Genomic DNA, 17,876 nt, shown 5'->3' on the forward strand with positions numbered 1-17,876 from the left:
TCGCCGCTCTTAGTGAACCATCATGTTGTAGTTAAGGTTCCACATAATCCAGATGGAACCGACTACCAGGATAGCGATGATAATCACGGTAAAGATAAAGGCCGTCATGTTCCAGCCTTCATCGGACTTGGTGTTCATGTGCAGGAAGCAAACCAGATGCACCAGAATCTGAATCACCGCGGTCACCAGGATTGCGCCCAGGATAACCGGCTTAGATGCAGAACCGTTCATCACCATCCAGAACGGGATCACCGTCAGAATGATCGACAGGATGAAACCTGTCATGTAGGTTTTTACGCTGCCGTGGGAAGCGCCATGATCGTTAGAATGACTCATTACATCGCCCCCATCAGATAGACAACAGAGAACACACAGATCCATACCACGTCCAGGAAGTGCCAGAACAGGCTCAGGCACATAATACGGGTACGGTTAGTACTGGTCAGGCCGCGACGGGAGATCTGGAACATCAGCACCGCCATCCAGATCAGACCCGAGGTCACGTGCAGACCGTGGGTGCCTACCAGCGCGAAGAACGCTGACAGGAAGCCGCTACGATCCGGGCCGAAACCTTCCATGATCAGGTGATGGAATTCATAGATTTCCATCCCGATAAAGCCAGCACCAAACAGCCAGGTCAACGCCAGCCAGGAGACAACTTGGCTCTTGTTGTTTTTGTACATGGCGATAGCCGCCATGCCGTAGGTGATGGAGCTGAATAACAGCAGTGCGGTTTCAACCAGAACGAACGGCAGTTCAAAGATGTCCTTACCGGTCGGGCCGCCCGCTGTGCCGTTCACCAGAACGGCATAGGTTGCGAACAGACAGCAGAACAGGATGCAGTCGCTCATCAGGTAGATCCAGAAACCGAAGACTTTCGTCGGTCCTGTATCATGGTGCGCATGTTCATGCGCGTGGGCAGTTGAGTGCGCCAGAGTATCAGTTGCCATTTTTCAGCCCCGCTTTAGAAATCTCGTCAAAATGCTGGTTTTCCAGCTTTTCAACTTCACGGACTGGTACGTAGTAGTCCACGTCCTCGTCAAAGCTCTTCACAATCCAGCTGATTACGATGCCAGCGAAGCCAACAATCGCCATCCACCAGATGTGCCAGATCATTGCGAAACCAAATACCGTTGCGAAAGCGGCAATAACCATGCCCGCGGCGCTGTTTTTCGGCATATGGATCTCTTCGTAATGCTCAGGTTGCTTGTACGCTTCACCTTTTTCTTTCATTTCCCAGAATGCATCACGCTCGTGAATGTGCGGCACTACGGCAAAGTTATAGAACGGAGGCGGAGAAGAGGTCGCCCACTCCAGCGTACGGCCACCCCACGGGTCACCGGTCAGGTCGCGGTTCAGGTTACGGTCACGGATAGACACGTAGTACTGAATCAGCTGGCACAGAATACCGCAGGCAATCAGCGCTGCGCCGCCCGCTGCAACCATCAGCATTGGGTGGAACTGCGGATCGATCTGCTGGCTCAGACGACGGGTCATCCCCATGAAGCCCAGCACGTACAGCGGCATAAACGCCACGAAGAAGCCGATGATCCAGAACCAGAACGCGCGTTTACCCCATTTTTCGTTCAGGGTGAAACCGAACGCTTTTGGCCACCAGTAGGTCACACCAGCGAAGCAGCCGAAGACCACGCCACCGATGATAACGTTATGGAAGTGCGCAATCAGGAACAGACTGTTGTGCAGAACGAAGTCAGCACCTGGTACCGCCAGCAGTACGCCGGTCATCCCACCTACGGAGAAGGTCACGATGAAGCCGATGGTCCACAGCATAGCTGAGTGGAACACGATACGACCCTGGTACATGGTGAACAGCCAGTTGAAGATCTTAACCCCGGTCGGGATCGCGATAATCATGGTGGTAATACCGAAGAAGGCGTTTACGTTGGCACCCGCACCCATGGTGAAGAAGTGGTGCAGCCAGACGATGAACGACAGGACGGTAATACATACGGTTGCCCACACCAGAGAGGTGTAACCAAACAGGCGTTTACGCGAGAAGGTTGCCGCGATTTCGGAGAACACACCGAACACCGGCAGAACCAGGATGTACACTTCCGGGTGACCCCAGGCCCAAATCAGGTTGATGTACATCATCATGTTGCCACCCATATCATTCGTGAAGAAATGGGTACCCAGATAGCGATCCAGGGTCAGCAGCGCGATGGTGACGGTCAGAATTGGGAACGACGCGATAATCAGGACGTTGGCGCACAGAGATGCCCAGGTAAATACTGGCATCTTGAACATCGTCATACCTGGTGCACGCATCTTCAGGATGGTCACGAAGAAGTTAATACCGGTCAGGGTGGTACCGACACCGGAGAGCTGAAGCGCCCAAATCCAGTAGTCAACGCCCACGCCCGGACTGTACTCAATTCCCGACAGCGGCGGGTAGGCCAGCCAGCCAGTCTGAGCAAATTCGCCCACACCCAGTGACAGGTTAACCAGGATAACGCCGACAACCGTGAACCAGAAGCTCAGGTTGTTCAGGAACGGGAACGCAACGTCGCGCGCGCCGATTTGCAGCGGAACGACCACGTTCATCAGACCGATTACCAGCGGCATCGCCACGAAGAAGATCATGATAACGCCGTGGGCGGTAAAGATCTGATCGTAATGGTGCGGTGGCAGGAAGCCGGCTTCGCCCGCAGACGCAAGCGCCTGCTGGCTACGCATCATGATTGCATCCGCAAAGCCACGAATTAACATGACGATACCGACGATGCAGTACATGATACCGAGTTTTTTGTGGTCAACCGAAGTCAGCCACTCATTCCACAGGTAGCTCCACTTACCGAAGTAAGTGATCAGGCCAACTAAGGCCGCGCCACCAATGATAATTGCAGCCACCGTAACCATAATAATCGGTTCATGGTAGGGCACTGCATCCAGTGTCAATTTTCCGAACATTTTCTTCCTCGGCCCCTTAGTGAGCGGTTTCCGCGTGGCTCATGTCCATGCCTTCCATACCCTGGTGCGTGTTGTGCTCGCCTTCAGGCTGGGTCATGTCCATGCTCATGCCGTGATCCATAAATTTGCCAATAACGTCTTTGAACAGATTCGGTTTCACGTTAGAGAAGTACTCCACCTTGTTGTATTCGCTAGGTGCAGCCACTTTTTCGAACGCCGCCATGTCAGACATGGTGTTTGGAGACTGCTTCGCTTTTGCAACCCACTGGTCGAAAGTCGCGCGGTCTGGCGTAGCGATAGCTTTGAACTTCATACCCGAGAAGCCCGGGCCACTATAGCTGGCGGAGATACCGTCGTAGGTGCCTGCTTCATTCGCGATCAGGTGCAGGTTAGTCTGCATACCGGCCATCGCGTAAATCTGGCTGCCCAGACGTGGGATGAAGAAGGAGTTCATTACGGAGTTGGAGGTCACTTTGAACTGAACCGGAGTGTTCGCCGGGAAGGCGATTTCATTCACGGTAGCAATGCCCTGTTCTGGATAGATGAAGAACCATTTCCAGTCCATGGAGACCACTTCAATGGTAATAGGTTTTTCATCGTGAACCAGCGGTTTGCTCGGCTCAAGTGCGTGAGTGGTTTTCCAGGTCAGTACAGCAAGGAACAGGATGATCAGAATAGGTACCGTCCAGACCACAGCTTCCACTTTATTGGAGTGTGACCAGTTAGGGCTATACTTCGCATCTTTATTGCTCGCACGATACTTCCAGGCGAAACCAACAGCCATCAAGATGGCAGGAATAACCACAATCAACATCAGGCCAAAAGCCGTCAGTATCAATGAACGTTGTTCCAGTCCAATCTGTCCTTTGGGGTCTAGTAGTGCAGAATCGCAGCCACTGAGTAATACAGTGCCTGCGAATAATGACAACCATCCCAAACTTTTATTGTATTTCCTGAGTCTCATTTAACGACCTCAATTCCACGGGAGTCTGGTGGCGTTTAAAGTGTGGGGGCATTTTACGGGAAGGTTACATTACTGTAAACATCATTAGCCCTGTGTCAGGAAGGTGTTACCGGGTTCTGCCGCACATGTCACAAGTGTTGCAAATTATGTCGCGTTTTCCGGGGGAAGCCGCACGGAGCGGGCGTTATAACGAAAGGGTGCCCCAGCATACCGCAAAAGGGACAATTGGTATAACCATTGTGAAAAATACACAAATAATTAACAATTAATTATCAATAAAAAGACAACTAAAAAACGAAAATTCAATCTTTAGAATGCTGAATCGTTTAACGGAAAATAGCGTAGCGAAATAAGCTCCAATAATTTCCGAATGCTATCCCGCACAAAACAACAAATATTTTTTTTGCCGATGGCGGTTATTTCGCCGTTATAATTTCGTGTCGTTATTACAACGGGAAATAACCTTTCGCTTTTTACTTCATGTCATCTGCGTTTTCCGCAATGACATGAAATCCAGCATCCCACCGGTCAGGATACCCACAATGGCGAGTAACACCCCTGCATCAAGCAGCTGGGTTTCAAACGGAAGCGACAAGGTGGTCGTCGCATTCAAGATGAGTACCGCGAGCCACACTACCAGCGCAAGACAACCAGCCATCAGCAGACGCAGGGCAAACCGATAGGCAGCCTGATATTCCGTGCGCGGCATGAAGTGTTCCGTCCGCTGGGTATATTCCAGCGTCTGGCGACAGACCAGCAGCAATAAAATCCCCGGCACCGCCGCCACCACCGAGAAGAGATAAAACGTCGGCCAGCCGTGAGCTTCAACAAACCAGCCCGCGACGGGGCCAACGTATACGCGCCCGACGGCAGAAAGGGCAGACAGTAGCGCAAATTGGGTGGCGGAAAATGACTTATTGCACAGCGTCATCAGCAGGGCGACAAATGCCGCAGTGCCCATACCGCCACACAGGTTTTCAAAGAATACCGCCGTCGCCATGCTGATCATATGCTTGTCGGTGATCGACAGCAGCCAGTAACCGGCATTCGATGCGCCCTGAAGGATGCCGAAGATCAGCAGAGCGCGGAACAGCGTCAGGCGCTGCATCAATACACCGCCGTACAGCGCGCCGACGATCGTGGCAAACAGTCCCAGGGTTTTGTTCACCACGCCGACTTCGCCCGCATCAAACCCGACGCCGCGGATCAGGAAGGTGGTGGTCAGACTCATGGCGAAAGCGTCGCCAAGCTTATAAAGGACAATCAGCAGCAGGATCAGCCAGGCATTATTGCGACCAAAGAAATCGCGGAGCGGTGCGGCGACGGCCTGCTCCAGCGAGCGGGGGACCGGAATCACATCGCTCGGTTCAGGCGCGAATAGCGTGGCAATAATGCAGGGGATCAGCAGAGCGGCCATCAGCCAGTACATTCCCTGCCAGCCGAGATAGCGGTCGGCAAGCCAGAGGGCCAGCCCGCCGGAAACCAGCATACCCAGGCGGTAGCCAAGCACGCTAATTGCCGCACCGGCGCCACGCTCTTCTGCTGGCAGGACGTCCGTCTTCCAGGCGTCAAAAACAATGTCCTGCGAAGCGGAGCAGAAGGCGATGACCACCGCAAGCGCGGCCATCCAGCGCAGCTGTGTTGACGGCTCAAGGAAACCCATTGCGGCAATGGCCAGCAACAGCAGCACCTGCGTCATCACTAACCAGCCGCGACGGCGCCCGAGGAACGGTGGGGTATAGCGATCCATCACCGGCGACCACAGGAACTTAAAGACGTAAGCCTGGCCGACGAGCGAGAAGAAACCAATGGTTTTAAGATCGATGTTCTCAACCGTCATCCACGCCTGTAACGTGCCGGAGGTGAGCGCAAGGGGTAAACCGGAGGCGAAACCAAGGATCAGCAGAATAGCTGATTTCGGTTGCTGGAAAATACGTAAGTAGTGACTGGACATGTTCTTATGAACTGACCCGGTGAAGCACCGGGTCAGTCAGCAGGATTAACGGGCGTTCTGCTTGATGAAGTCGTGAATGCTGGTGTCCTGTGCCATGTCGGCAATGGTGTCAGTCAGCACACTGTTAACCGCGTCAGCGATATTTTTGTTGGAGGCCTGGAATGCGCCTTCAACGGAATAGCTTGCACGGTAGTTTTTGTTCATTTTATTGCCGTTCTTCGCGGTAGCAATGATGGCGATATCGGCTTTGGTCGCAATGTTGTAGCGAACGTTACCCTGGGAAACGTCAGCGTACAGGTTGTTCACGATGATTTGCAGATCAACCGCGCCGCTTGGGCCAATCATGTAGCCACGGGAGGTCATCTGTTTTTCCAGCACTTCCTGCAACAGGAAGCGCAGGTCGCGGGAGGCGGTCAGCGTGACCTGCTGGTTGTCGCGAGTCACTTTCGCCAGCGCCTGGTCCTGACGCTGATCGGCGCCATTAATGCTGACTGTGACGCCCATCAGGCTTGGATCCTGCTGAGGCAGGGTAATTTTTGGAGAAACGTCAATGGTCGTCGGCGGAGTCGCGCAGCCGGCGAGCATAAAGAGTGCTACCAACGGAAAGAAGAGTTTTTTTAACATTTTCGGGTTCTCAACGAATCGTAAGCAAAGAGAGAAAAATTGCCGCCATCATAACATCGCTAACGGCCAGGGGAAGTGGTCAACGCATGTAAATTCATCGCCTTGTCCGAAAACTGACCACCTTTCCGCTTTTCTCTGCCTGTAAGTGACAAAACGTATGAACCTCATAGTGAACTTCATTCGTTTGGATGAGAAAATCAGACGAAAGCTAAATATTTGTTGTCAAGGTGTAATGGAACCGGTAAAAGCGGCTAATATTTAAAGGGATGGGTGACACCTTAGCGTTGTCGGAGGAGTGATTTCATGATGATACGTGTGACCTGCTCCCCGTTGATTAGTACACCCCGATGTTAGTAATGTCTTCATAAGCCACATGAGGACATCCCCATGAAGAAGCGTTTTTCCGACGAACAGATCATCAGTATTCTCCGCGAAGCCGAAGCTGGGGTACCCGCCCGTGAACTCTGCCGCAAGCATGCCATTTCCGATGCCACGTTTTACACCTGGCGTAAGAAGTATGGCGGTATGGAGGTGCCTGAAGTTAAGCGCCTGAAGTCGCTTGAGGAAGAGAACGCCAGACTCAAGAAGCTGCTTGCCGAAGCCATGCTGGATAAAGAGGCGCTTCAGGTGGCTCTTGGGCGAAAGTACTGACGACAGACCAGAAGCGGGAAGCCGTGATGTTGATGTGTGATGCGACCGGTCTGTCGCAACGTCGTGCCTGCAGGCTTACAGGTTTATCCCTGTCGACCTGCCGCTATGAGGCTCACCGTCCGGCTGCTGATGCGCATTTATCAGGGCGCATCACTGAGCTGGCACTGGAGCGCAGGCGTTTTGGCTACCGTCGTATTTGGCAGTTGCTGCGCCGTGAAGGGCTTCATGTTAATCATAAGCGCGTGTACCGGCTTTATCACCTCAGTGGCCTGGGCGTAAAACGCAGAAGACGTCGTAAAGGGCTGGCAACAGAACGTCTGCCGCTGCTCCGTCCGGCGGCGCCCAATCTGACCTGGTCGATGGATTTCGTCATGGACGCACTTTCCACCGGTCGCAGGATCAAGTGTCTTACCTGCGTCGATGATTTCACAAAGGAATGCCTGACGGTCACTGTTGCCTTTGGGATTTCAGGCGTTCAGGTCACGCGTATTCTGGACAGCATTGCACTGTTTCGAGGCTATCCGGCGACGATAAGAACTGACCAGGGGCCGGAGTTCACTTGCCGTGCACTGGATCAATGGGCCTTTGAGCATGGTGTTGAGTTGCGCTTAATCCAGCCGGGCAAGCCAACGCAGAACGGATTTATTGAGAGCTTTAACGGACGATTTCGCGATGAATGTTTGAATGAGCACTGGTTCAGCGATATCGTTCATGCCAGGAAAATTATTAATGACTGGCGGCAGGATTATAACGAATGCCGCCCGCACTCCACGCTGAATTATCAGACACCGTCTGAATTTGCAGCGGGCTGGAGAAAGGGTCATTCTGAGAATGAAGATTCCGACGTTACTAACTGAGTGTTGTATCTAATCGTGGGGGCAGGTCACGTGAACAGATAGAAGAAAAATTAAGGGCAGCGTTCAACCCTGTGTTTCTCGAAGTTGTCGACGAAAGCTATCGTCATAACGTGCCGGCAGGTTCTGAAAGCCACTTTAAAGTGGTTCTGGTCAGCGATCGCTTCACGGGAGAACGTTTCCTGAACCGACACCGCTTGATCTACAGCACCTTGACGGAAGAACTCTCCACAACCGTACATGCGCTGGCGCTGCATACCTACACCATTAAGGAATGGGAAGGGCTACAGGATACGGTATTCGCATCACCGCCTTGCCGGGGTGCAGGCACCATCGCCTGATAAATCGGATTTGCAACCGCCGGAGTTTTTCCAGTATGTTGCTTACAGATTTCGTCAAAACGGCCTTCGGGCCGTTTTGTTTTGTCTGAGTTTTGAGCGGATGGCGCGTTTTTAAGGCTAAAAATAGCCTTAAAGTGTGAAAAAAGCCGCAGCAACATGCTCCAACCGTTCTCGACTCACCTAAGTGATGCCGCTATAATGCCGCGTCTTATTGAATGTCTTCGGGATGATTCTGGCGACAGGGAATGTGAATCTGCACATAAGAGAGCATCCCGGTATAACAGACAGATTCAGAGTTGACCGAGCACTGTGATTTTTTTGAGGTAACAAGATGCAAGTTTCAGTTGAAACCACTCAAGGCCTTGGCCGCCGTGTAACGATTACTATCGCTGCTGACAGCATCGAAACTGCTGTGAAAAGCGAGCTGGTCAACGTAGCAAAAAAAGTACGTATTGACGGCTTCCGCAAGGGCAAAGTACCAATGAATGTTGTTGCTCAGCGTTATGGCGCTTCCGTGCGTCAGGATGTGCTGGGTGAACTGATGAGCCGCAACTTTATCGACGCGATCATCAAAGAAAAAATCAATCCAGCCGGCGCGCCGAACTACGTTCCAGGTGAATACAAGCAGGGCGAAGACTTCACCTACTCCGTAGAGTTCGAAGTGTACCCGGAAGTTGAGCTGAAAGGTCTGGAATCTATCGAAGTTGAAAAACCGATCGTTTCCGTGACTGACGAAGACGTTGACGGCATGCTGGATACCCTGCGCAAGCAGCAGGCGAACTGGAAAGAGAAAGAAGGCGCTGTTGACGCGGAAGACCGCGTAACCATCGACTTCACCGGTTCTGTAGACGGCGAAGAGTTCGAAGGCGGTAAAGCGTCTGACTTCGTACTGGCGATGGGCCAGGGTCGTATGATCCCAGGCTTCGAAGACGGTATCAAAGGCCACAAAGCGGGCGAAGAGTTCACCATTGACGTGACCTTCCCTGAAGAATACCACGCTGAAAACCTGAAAGGTAAAGCAGCGAAGTTCGTTATCAACCTGAAGAAAGTGGAAGAGCGCGAACTGCCAGAACTGACCGAAGAATTCATCAAGCGTTTCGGCGTGGAAGATGGTTCTGTTGCGGGCCTGCGTACCGAAGTGCGTAAAAACATGGAGCGCGAGCTGAACGGCGCTGTACGTAATCGCGTGAAGTCTCAGGCGATTGAAGGTCTGGTGAAAGCGAACGACATCGACGTTCCTGCTGCCCTGATCGACAGCGAAATCGACGTTCTGCGCCGTCAGGCTGCACAGCGCTTCGGTGGCAACCAGCAGCAAGCGATGGAACTGCCACGCGAGCTGTTCGAAGAGCAAGCGAAACGTCGCGTTGTTGTCGGCCTGCTGCTGGGCGAAGTGATTCGTACCCACGAGCTGAAAGCTGACGAAGAGCGTGTGAAAGGCCTGATCGAGGAGATGGCTTCTGCATACGAAGATCCATCTGAAGTGATCGAGTTCTACGGTAAGAACAAAGAGCTGATGGACAACATGCGCAACGTCGCATTGGAAGAGCAGGCTGTTGAAGCGGTACTGGCGAAAGCGAAAGTGACCGAAAAAGAGACCTCTTTCACCGAACTGATGAACCAGCAGGCGTAATTTCGCCCCGACGGTTTAAAGTTTGAACAAAAAACCCGTTGCCCTCCGGCGACGGGTTTTTTTTATCACAGCTTTAGTCCTGGAAGGGTGCTAAAACGCCCTTTCAGTGTTAGCGTTACAACAAAACGTTGTTATGCTTGAAATAGGGCATGACGACCCCCATTAGTATGTAATCACGATGATTGAGACTGGCTGATAATCCGTCCATAAGGTTACAATCAGTACAGCAGGTGTTTTCAATTTTGAACCAGGAGACGGAAATGTCATACAGTGGCGAACGAGATAACTTTGCACCCCATATGGCGCTGGTGCCAATGGTTATTGAACAGACCTCACGCGGTGAGCGTTCTTTCGATATCTATTCCCGTCTGCTCAAGGAACGCGTTATCTTTCTGACCGGCCAGGTGGAAGACCATATGGCTAACCTGATCGTGGCGCAGATGCTGTTCCTGGAAGCGGAAAACCCGGAAAAAGACATTTACCTGTACATCAACTCGCCAGGCGGTGTGATTACGGCGGGCATGTCAATTTATGACACCATGCAATTCATCAAGCCGGATGTCAGTACCATCTGTATGGGGCAGGCGGCATCCATGGGTGCTTTCCTGTTAACCGCAGGGGCGAAAGGTAAGCGTTTCTGCCTGCCTAACTCCCGCGTGATGATTCACCAGCCGCTGGGTGGTTACCAGGGCCAGGCGACGGATATTGAAATCCACGCCCGAGAAATTCTGAAAGTAAAAGCGCGCATGAATGAACTTATGGCGCAGCATACGGGTCAACCTCTCGAGCAGATCGAGCGCGATACCGAGCGCGATCGCTTCCTCTCTGCACCAGAGGCAGTTGAGTACGGCTTAGTCGACTCCATTTTGACCCATCGTAATTGATGCCCGCGACGCGAGTGTGCCGCTATACTAAGGTAGGGCGGAACGTTGCCTGTAAGCAGCTTGCGTCTGAGAATGGCATTTGCGTCGTCATGTGCGGCACATAGAACTTAAAAAGAGGTTTGGACTCATGACAGATAAACGCAAAGATGGTTCGGGCAAACTGCTGTACTGCTCTTTTTGCGGCAAAAGCCAGCATGAAGTGCGTAAACTGATTGCCGGGCCGTCCGTGTATATCTGCGACGAATGCGTCGATTTATGTAACGACATCATTCGCGAAGAGATTAAAGAAGTCGCGCCGCACCGTGAGCGCAGCGCGTTACCAACGCCACACGAGATTCGCCACCACCTTGACGACTATGTCATTGGTCAGGAGCAGGCGAAAAAAGTGCTGGCGGTGGCGGTATACAACCACTACAAACGTCTGCGTAACGGCGATACCAGCAATGGCGTAGAGCTGGGCAAAAGTAACATTCTGCTGATCGGGCCTACCGGTTCTGGTAAAACCCTGCTGGCGGAAACGCTGGCGCGCCTGCTGGATGTTCCGTTCACCATGGCGGATGCCACCACCCTGACCGAAGCCGGTTATGTGGGTGAAGACGTTGAAAATATTATCCAGAAGCTGCTCCAGAAGTGCGATTACGACGTACAGAAAGCCCAGCGCGGGATCGTCTATATCGATGAGATCGACAAAATCTCCCGTAAATCAGACAACCCGTCGATCACCCGTGACGTCTCGGGCGAGGGCGTGCAGCAGGCGCTGCTGAAGCTGATCGAAGGTACGGTTGCGGCTGTTCCACCGCAGGGTGGGCGTAAACATCCGCAGCAGGAATTCTTGCAGGTTGATACCTCCAAGATCCTGTTTATCTGTGGTGGTGCGTTTGCAGGCCTGGATAAAGTGATCTCTCACCGTGTGGAAACCGGCTCCGGCATTGGTTTTGGCGCAACGGTGAAAGCCACGTCTGAAAAACCAAACGAAGGCCAGCTGCTGGCGCAGGTTGAACCGGAAGATCTGATCAAATTCGGTTTGATTCCGGAATTTATCGGCCGTCTGCCGGTTGTGGCGACCCTGAACGAACTGAGCGAAGACGCGCTGATTCAGATCCTGAAAGAGCCGAAAAACGCGCTGACCAAGCAGTATCAGGCGCTGTTTAATCTGGAAGGCGTTGAGCTGGAATTCCGTGACGAAGCACTGGACGCGATTGCCAAGAAAGCGATGGCGCGTAAAACCGGTGCCCGTGGCCTGCGTTCTATCGTAGAAGCAGCATTGCTCGACACGATGTACGATCTTCCTTCTATGGAAGACGTTGAAAAAGTCGTGATCGACGAGTCCGTCATTGGTGGCCAGTCCAAGCCGTTACTGATTTACGGTAAACCGGAAGCGCAGCAGGCATCTGGCGAATAATTCACCATTTCATACAAACAGTTAATCAAAAAGGGGGGATTTTATCTCCCCTTTACTTTTTCCGTATTCATGGCGTTGAATGTATGGGAAACATCCCCATATACTGGATTACATGTTAATGGTTGTGTGAAGCACAGTTACATGACCAGTTTACCTGGCGGACACTAAACTAAGAGAGAGCTCTATGAATCCTGAGCGTTCTGAACGCATTGAAATCCCCGTATTGCCGTTGCGCGATGTGGTGGTTTATCCGCACATGGTCATACCCTTATTTGTAGGGCGGGAAAAATCTATCCGTTGCCTCGAAGCCGCCATGGATCATGATAAAAAAATCATGTTGGTCGCGCAGAAGGAAGCATCAACGGATGAGCCGGGTGTAAACGATCTTTTCACCGTCGGGACCGTGGCCTCTATTTTGCAGATGCTGAAGCTGCCAGACGGCACCGTGAAGGTGCTGGTGGAAGGCTTACAGCGTGCGCGTATTACCACTCTGTCAGACGATGGCGAGCACTTCTCTGCGAAGGCGGAGTACCTTGATTCACCGGAACTTGATGAGCGCGAACAGGAAGTGCTGGTACGCACCGCGATCAGCCAGTTCGAAGGCTACATCAAGCTGAATAAGAAAATCCCACCTGAAGTGCTGACGTCGCTGAACAGCATCGACGATCCTGCACGTCTGGCGGATACCATCGCTGCGCACATGCCGCTGAAGCTGGCTGACAAACAGTCCGTGCTGGAAATGTCCGACGTTAACGAACGTCTGGAATACCTGATGGCGATGATGGAGTCTGAGATCGATCTGCTCCAGGTTGAGAAGCGCATTCGCAATCGCGTCAAAAAGCAGATGGAAAAATCGCAGCGTGAGTACTATCTGAACGAGCAAATGAAAGCCATTCAGAAAGAGCTCGGCGAGATGGACGATGCGCCGGATGAAAACGAAGCGCTGAAGCGTAAGATCGACGCGGCGAAGATGCCGAAAGAGGCGAAAGAGAAAGCCGAAGCTGAGTTGCAGAAGCTGAAAATGATGTCTCCGATGTCGGCAGAGGCGACCGTCGTGCGCGGCTATATTGAGTGGATGGTACAGGTTCCGTGGAATGCCCGCAGCAAGGTCAAAAAAGACCTGCGTCAGGCGCAGGAAATCCTCGATACCGACCACTACGGCCTGGAACGCGTGAAAGACCGCATTCTTGAGTACCTCGCGGTACAGAGCCGTGTGAACAAAATCAAAGGTCCAATTCTGTGCCTGGTAGGGCCTCCAGGCGTGGGTAAAACCTCTCTGGGCCAGTCCATCGCCAAAGCGACCGGACGTAAGTATATCCGTATGGCGCTGGGCGGCGTACGCGATGAAGCGGAAATCCGCGGTCACCGCCGTACCTACATCGGTTCTATGCCGGGCAAGCTGATCCAGAAGATGGCGAAAGTGGGGGTTAAAAACCCGCTGTTCCTGCTCGATGAGATCGACAAAATGTCTTCGGACATGCGTGGCGATCCGGCGTCGGCGCTGCTGGAAGTGCTTGATCCAGAACAGAACGTGGCGTTCAGCGATCACTACCTGGAAGTGGACTACGACCTGAGCGATGTGATGTTCGTGGCGACCTCCAACTCTATGAACATTCCGGCCCCGCTGCTGGACCGTATGGAAGTGATCCGTCTCTCCGGTTATACCGAAGATGAGAAGCTGAACATTGCTAAGCAGCACCTGCTGCCGAAACAGATTGAGCGTAACGCGCTGAAAGCCAACGAGCTGACCGTCGAGGACAGCGCGATTATTGGCATCATTCGCTATTACACCCGTGAAGCGGGCGTTCGTAGCCTCGAGCGTGAGATCTCTAAGCTGTGCCGTAAGGCGGTGAAACAGCTGCTGCTGGATAAGAGCCTGAAGCACATTGTGATTAACGGCGACAATCTGCATGCTTACCTTGGCGTTCAGCGCTTCGACTACGGTCGTGCGGACAACGAAAACCGCGTTGGTCAGGTGACCGGTCTGGCATGGACGGAAGTGGGCGGCGATCTGCTGACCATCGAAACCGCCTGTGTCCCGGGCAAAGGCAAGCTGACCTACACCGGTTCACTGGGTGAAGTGATGCAGGAGTCCATCCAGGCGGCGCTGACCGTGGTGCGCGCGCGTGCGGAAAAACTGGGTATCAATCCGGATTTCTACGAAAAACGCGACATTCACGTTCACGTTCCGGAAGGGGCGACGCCGAAAGATGGCCCAAGCGCGGGTATTGCCATGTGTACGGCGCTGGTTTCCTGCCTGACAGGGAACCCGGTTCGTGCTGATGTGGCCATGACCGGTGAAATTACGCTGCGTGGTCAGGTACTGCCTATCGGCGGGTTAAAAGAAAAACTGCTGGCGGCACACCGCGGTGGGATCAAAACCGTATTGATCCCTTACGAAAATAAACGCGATCTGGAAGAGATTCCGGACAACGTTATTGCCGATTTGCAGATCCATCCGGTGAAACGCATTGAGGAAGTTCTGACTCTCGCACTGCAAAATGAACCGTCCGGAATGCAGGTTGTAACCGCAAAATAGTGACCTCGCGCAAAGAGCGCCAATAAAAACAAGGCTGGTAAGTCATTTCGTACTTGCCAGCCTTTTTTTGTATAGCTAATTTAGATTGCTGATTGGGTTAGCCATCAACAACGGGTGTTGTAAGGTCATAGCAGGACTGATATAACTGCTGCGCGGTCGCGCTGTGAAGGATTCAGGTGCGATATAAATTATAAAGAGAGGAAGAGAACAGTGAATAAATCTCAACTGATTGACAAAATTGCTGCGGGTGCTGATATTTCTAAAGCTGCAGCGGGACGTGCTTTAGATGCTTTAATTGCTTCTGTTACTGAATCTCTGCAAGCTGGGGACGACGTTGCACTGGTAGGCTTCGGTACTTTTGCGGTTAAAGAGCGTGCAGCCCGTACTGGCCGCAACCCTCAGACCGGTAAAGAGATCACCATTGCTGCCGCTAAAGTGCCGGGTTTCCGTGCAGGTAAAGCGCTGAAAGACGCAGTAAACTGATTGCTTTCCCGCTCCAGGGAAGCTGAAAAGTACAAGGGCGCATCGTTTGATGTGCCTTTTTTGTTTGTCCAGACCTGATTTGTGCGAGTTTATGCGAGTTGTGGGCTGACAATTGCCCTGTTTTCTTGTCACAATACGCCTTTACGCGCGACGGTCAGGATTTTCCGTCAGCGTCAGGTAACCAGTCACCTACAGCGGAGTGTTGTTACACCATGATGGACAGCTTACGCACGGCTGCTAACAGTCTCGTGCTCAAGATTATTTTCGGTATCATTATCGTGTCGTTCATATTGACCGGTGTGAGTAGTTACCTCATCGGCGGTGGCGCGAACTACGCCGCAAAAGTGAATGGCCAGGAAATTAGCCGTGGGCAGTTCGAGAACGCTTTTGCTGGTGAACGTAACCGCATGCAGCAGCAACTGGGCGACCAATACTCTGAACTTGCAGCCAACGAAGGCTATATGAAAAGCCTGCGTCAGCAGACGCTGAACCGCCTTATCGACGAAGCGCTGCTGGATCAGTACGCGAAAAGCCTCGGTCTGGGCATCAGCGATGAGCAGGTTAAAAAAGCCATCTTCTCGACGCAGGCTTTCCAGTCTAATGGGAAGTTCGACAACGTGCGTTACAACAGCATTGTTAACCAGATGGGTATGACGGCTGACCAGTACGCTCAGGCGCTGCGTAACCAGTTGACCACGCAACAGCTGATCAACGCGGTGGTGGGCACCGATTTCATGCTGAAAGGCGAAACTGAAGAGCTGGCGGCACTGGTGGCGCAGCAACGCGTGGTGCGTGAAGCGACGATTGATGTCAACGCACTGGCAGCGAAACAGCAGGTTAGCGACGCTGAAGTTAATGCTTACTACGAGCAAAACAAGAACAACTTCATCTCTCCGGAACAGTTCCGCGTAAGCTATATCAAGCTGGATGCAGCTGCGATGCAGGAAAACGCGACTGACGCCGAGATCCAGTCTTATTACGACCAGCATCAGGATCAGTTCACTCAGCCGCAGCGTAACCGTTACAGCGTGATCCAGAGCAAAACGGAAGCAGAAGCGAAAGCCGTGCTGGACGAGCTGAACAAAGGCGCTGATTTCGCTACCTTAGCGAAAGCAAAATCCACCGACATTATTTCTGCCAAAAACGGCGGTGATATGGGCTGGCTGGAAGAGTCCACTACCCCGGACGAGCTGAAAAATGCAGGCCTGAAAGAGAAAGGCCAACTGTCTGGTGTAATCAAATCCTCCGTTGGTTTCCTGGTGGCGCGTCTGGACGATGTTGTGGCGGCGAAAACCAAGCCGCTGGCTGACGTTCGTGATGATATCGCTGCGAAAGTGAAGCAGGAGAAAGCGCTGGACGCCTTCTATGCTCTGCAACAGAAAGTGAGCGATGCCGCAAGCAACGACAACGAATCACTGGCGGGTGCTGAGCAGGCTGCTGGCGTTAAAGCGGTTGAGACGGGCTGGTTCAGCCACGAAAACCTGCCGGAAGAACTGAACTTCAAACCAGTTTCAGATGCCATTTTCAATGGTGGTCTGGTCGGTGAGAACGGTACGCCGGGCAGCAACTCAGACATCATTACCGTTGATGGTGACCGAGCGTTCGTACTGCGCGTCAGCGAGCACAAAGCCGAGGCAGTGAAGCCCCTGGCGGAAGTGAAAGATCAGGTGGTGGCGCTGGTCAAACACAACAAAGCGGCACAGCAGGCAAAACTGGATGCAGAGAAAATTCTGGCCGATCTGAAAGCCGGTAAGAACGATGCGCTGAAAGCGGCTGGCCTGAGCTTTGGCGAAGCAAAAACGCTGAGCCGTACCGGTCAGGATCCTGTCAGCCAGGCGGCGTTTGGTCTGAGTCTGCCGGCGAAAGACAAACCTGTCTATGGCACCACGACCGATATGCAGGGTAATGTGGTGCTTCTGGCGCTGGATGAAGTAAAAGCCGGTACGCTGCCAGACGCGCAGAAGAAGGCCATGGTTCAGGGAATTACCCAGAACAATGCCCAGATTGCTTTCGAAGCGATGATGAGCAACCTGCGTAAAGAAGCCAAAATCAAACTGGGTGATGTGGTCACTCAGGAGCAATAATTACGTATCTGCTCTCAGATTTTAGTAACGCTCTGCAAAAACTAAAGGCCGCTTTCGCGGCCTTTTCCATTTCTGCAATCTGTTGTTTGTCCCTGTTTTCCCGTGCGGTTATCGTGGCGTGGCTGTCAACAAACAAGGAGAAAACAGCATGAAATGTGGAATCAAAGCACTGTTAATTACACTGGCTATTGCCACTTCCGGGATGAGTGCGGGCGCGCTGGCGGCGTCCCCCTCGGTTAAAGCGCAGGCTGCACAAAACCAGGCCGATGCAACGTCACAAGGTCATGTTAAAGCCAACGCGACGGCCAGCACGAAAGCCATTGAGGACGAGGGTACGCGGGTCAGTATCAATACTGCCTCTGCGGACGATCTTGCCCGCGTTATGAATGGTGTGGGTCTAAAAAAAGCGCAGGCCATCGTCAGCTATCGTGAAGAGTATGGCCCTTTCAAAACCCTTGACGATCTCAAGCAGGTGCCGGGTATGGGCAGCGCGCTGGTTGAGCGCAATCTCGCATACCTGACGCTGTAATCGCGT

Annotated in this window: 15 protein-coding genes; 9 read left to right on the forward strand and 6 right to left on the reverse strand. The window is 52.7% G+C overall.

Translation table 11 applies throughout. The annotated features are described in order from the left end of the window. Positions 1-9: 9 nt before the first annotated feature. The 6 genes from ACQG1Y_RS05410 to ACQG1Y_RS05435 all read right to left on the reverse strand — a co-directional run bounded on the left by ACQG1Y_RS05410 (position 10) and on the right by ACQG1Y_RS05435 (position 6,473). Positions 10-336 (reverse strand): cytochrome o ubiquinol oxidase subunit IV, encoded by a 327-nt coding sequence (locus ACQG1Y_RS05410; RefSeq protein WP_006809888.1) that lies wholly within the window; start codon positions 334-336, stop codon positions 10-12. After that, positions 336-950, reverse strand: coding sequence for a cytochrome o ubiquinol oxidase subunit III (locus ACQG1Y_RS05415; protein ID WP_003859057.1), 615 nt, complete (start codon positions 948-950; stop codon positions 336-338). Before ACQG1Y_RS05415 ends, ACQG1Y_RS05410 begins: the two co-directional genes overlap by 1 nt. Further along, positions 940-2,931 carry a cytochrome o ubiquinol oxidase subunit I gene (gene cyoB, locus ACQG1Y_RS05420; protein ID WP_017383189.1) on the reverse strand — a complete coding sequence of 664 codons (1,992 nt, stop codon included), beginning with the start codon at positions 2,929-2,931 and terminating at the stop codon, positions 940-942. Before cyoB ends, ACQG1Y_RS05415 begins: the two co-directional genes overlap by 11 nt. Before the next feature lie 16 nt (positions 2,932-2,947). Beyond that, positions 2,948-3,895 carry a cytochrome o ubiquinol oxidase subunit II gene (gene cyoA, locus ACQG1Y_RS05425; protein WP_006809886.1) on the reverse strand — a complete coding sequence of 316 codons (948 nt, stop codon included), beginning with the start codon at positions 3,893-3,895 and terminating at the stop codon, positions 2,948-2,950. A gap of 478 nt (positions 3,896-4,373) precedes the next feature. Beyond that, complete coding sequence (gene ampG / locus ACQG1Y_RS05430; protein ID WP_017383190.1) at positions 4,374-5,849, reverse strand: muropeptide MFS transporter AmpG; 1,476 nt, start codon at positions 5,847-5,849, stop codon at positions 4,374-4,376. Between the two features lie 45 nt (positions 5,850-5,894). Continuing rightward, positions 5,895-6,473 (reverse strand): lipoprotein, encoded by a 579-nt coding sequence (locus tag ACQG1Y_RS05435; protein WP_003859052.1) that lies wholly within the window; start codon positions 6,471-6,473, stop codon positions 5,895-5,897. A gap of 387 nt (positions 6,474-6,860) precedes the next feature. Between ACQG1Y_RS05435 and ACQG1Y_RS05440 the strand changes: the two genes are divergently transcribed. The 9 genes from ACQG1Y_RS05440 (at position 6,861) to ACQG1Y_RS05480 (ending at position 17,870) form a co-directional block, all read left to right on the forward strand. Continuing rightward, positions 6,861-7,981 (forward strand): IS3-like element ISSen4 family transposase gene (locus ACQG1Y_RS05440; RefSeq protein WP_087451024.1). Its coding sequence is split into 2 segments (ribosomal slippage): positions 6,861-7,119 and positions 7,119-7,981, totalling 1,122 coding nucleotides; the frame shifts between segments, so codons are not numbered across the junction. After that, positions 7,978-8,319, forward strand: a complete 342-nt coding sequence (bolA, locus tag ACQG1Y_RS05445) for a transcriptional regulator BolA (protein WP_426737141.1) — start codon at positions 7,978-7,980, stop codon at positions 8,317-8,319. The genes ACQG1Y_RS05440 and bolA overlap by 4 nt, the downstream gene beginning before the upstream one ends. Positions 8,320-8,650: 331 nt before the next feature. Continuing rightward, complete coding sequence (gene tig, locus ACQG1Y_RS05450; RefSeq protein WP_015571277.1) at positions 8,651-9,949, forward strand: trigger factor; 1,299 nt, start codon at positions 8,651-8,653, stop codon at positions 9,947-9,949. Positions 9,950-10,209: 260 nt separating this feature from the next. After that, positions 10,210-10,833, forward strand: a complete 624-nt coding sequence (gene clpP, locus ACQG1Y_RS05455) for an ATP-dependent Clp endopeptidase proteolytic subunit ClpP (protein ID WP_006809880.1) — start codon at positions 10,210-10,212, stop codon at positions 10,831-10,833. A 127-nt stretch (positions 10,834-10,960) separates the two neighbouring features. Then, positions 10,961-12,235: an ATP-dependent protease ATP-binding subunit ClpX gene (clpX, locus tag ACQG1Y_RS05460; RefSeq protein ID WP_015571275.1), complete on the forward strand. Its 1,275-nt coding sequence runs from the start codon at positions 10,961-10,963 to the stop codon at positions 12,233-12,235. 184 nt (positions 12,236-12,419) lie between these two features. Further along, on the forward strand, positions 12,420-14,774 hold the full coding sequence (lon, locus tag ACQG1Y_RS05465) for an endopeptidase La (protein WP_014882775.1): 2,355 nt from the start codon (positions 12,420-12,422) through the stop codon (positions 14,772-14,774). Between the two features lie 210 nt (positions 14,775-14,984). Continuing rightward, on the forward strand, positions 14,985-15,257 hold the full coding sequence (gene hupB, locus ACQG1Y_RS05470) for a nucleoid-associated protein HU-beta (protein ID WP_002444653.1): 273 nt from the start codon (positions 14,985-14,987) through the stop codon (positions 15,255-15,257). Positions 15,258-15,469: 212 nt separating this feature from the next. Continuing rightward, complete coding sequence (gene ppiD / locus ACQG1Y_RS05475; RefSeq protein ID WP_368740654.1) at positions 15,470-17,341, forward strand: peptidylprolyl isomerase; 1,872 nt, start codon at positions 15,470-15,472, stop codon at positions 17,339-17,341. Between the two features lie 148 nt (positions 17,342-17,489). Beyond that, on the forward strand, positions 17,490-17,870 hold the full coding sequence (locus tag ACQG1Y_RS05480; RefSeq protein ID WP_368740655.1) for a helix-hairpin-helix domain-containing protein: 381 nt from the start codon (positions 17,490-17,492) through the stop codon (positions 17,868-17,870). Positions 17,871-17,876 lie beyond the last annotated feature (6 nt).

This window comes from Enterobacter cloacae complex sp. 397G4, from assembly GCF_050031515.1.
In the GTDB taxonomy this organism is placed as follows: Bacteria; Pseudomonadota; Gammaproteobacteria; order Enterobacterales; family Enterobacteriaceae; genus Enterobacter; species Enterobacter hormaechei_C.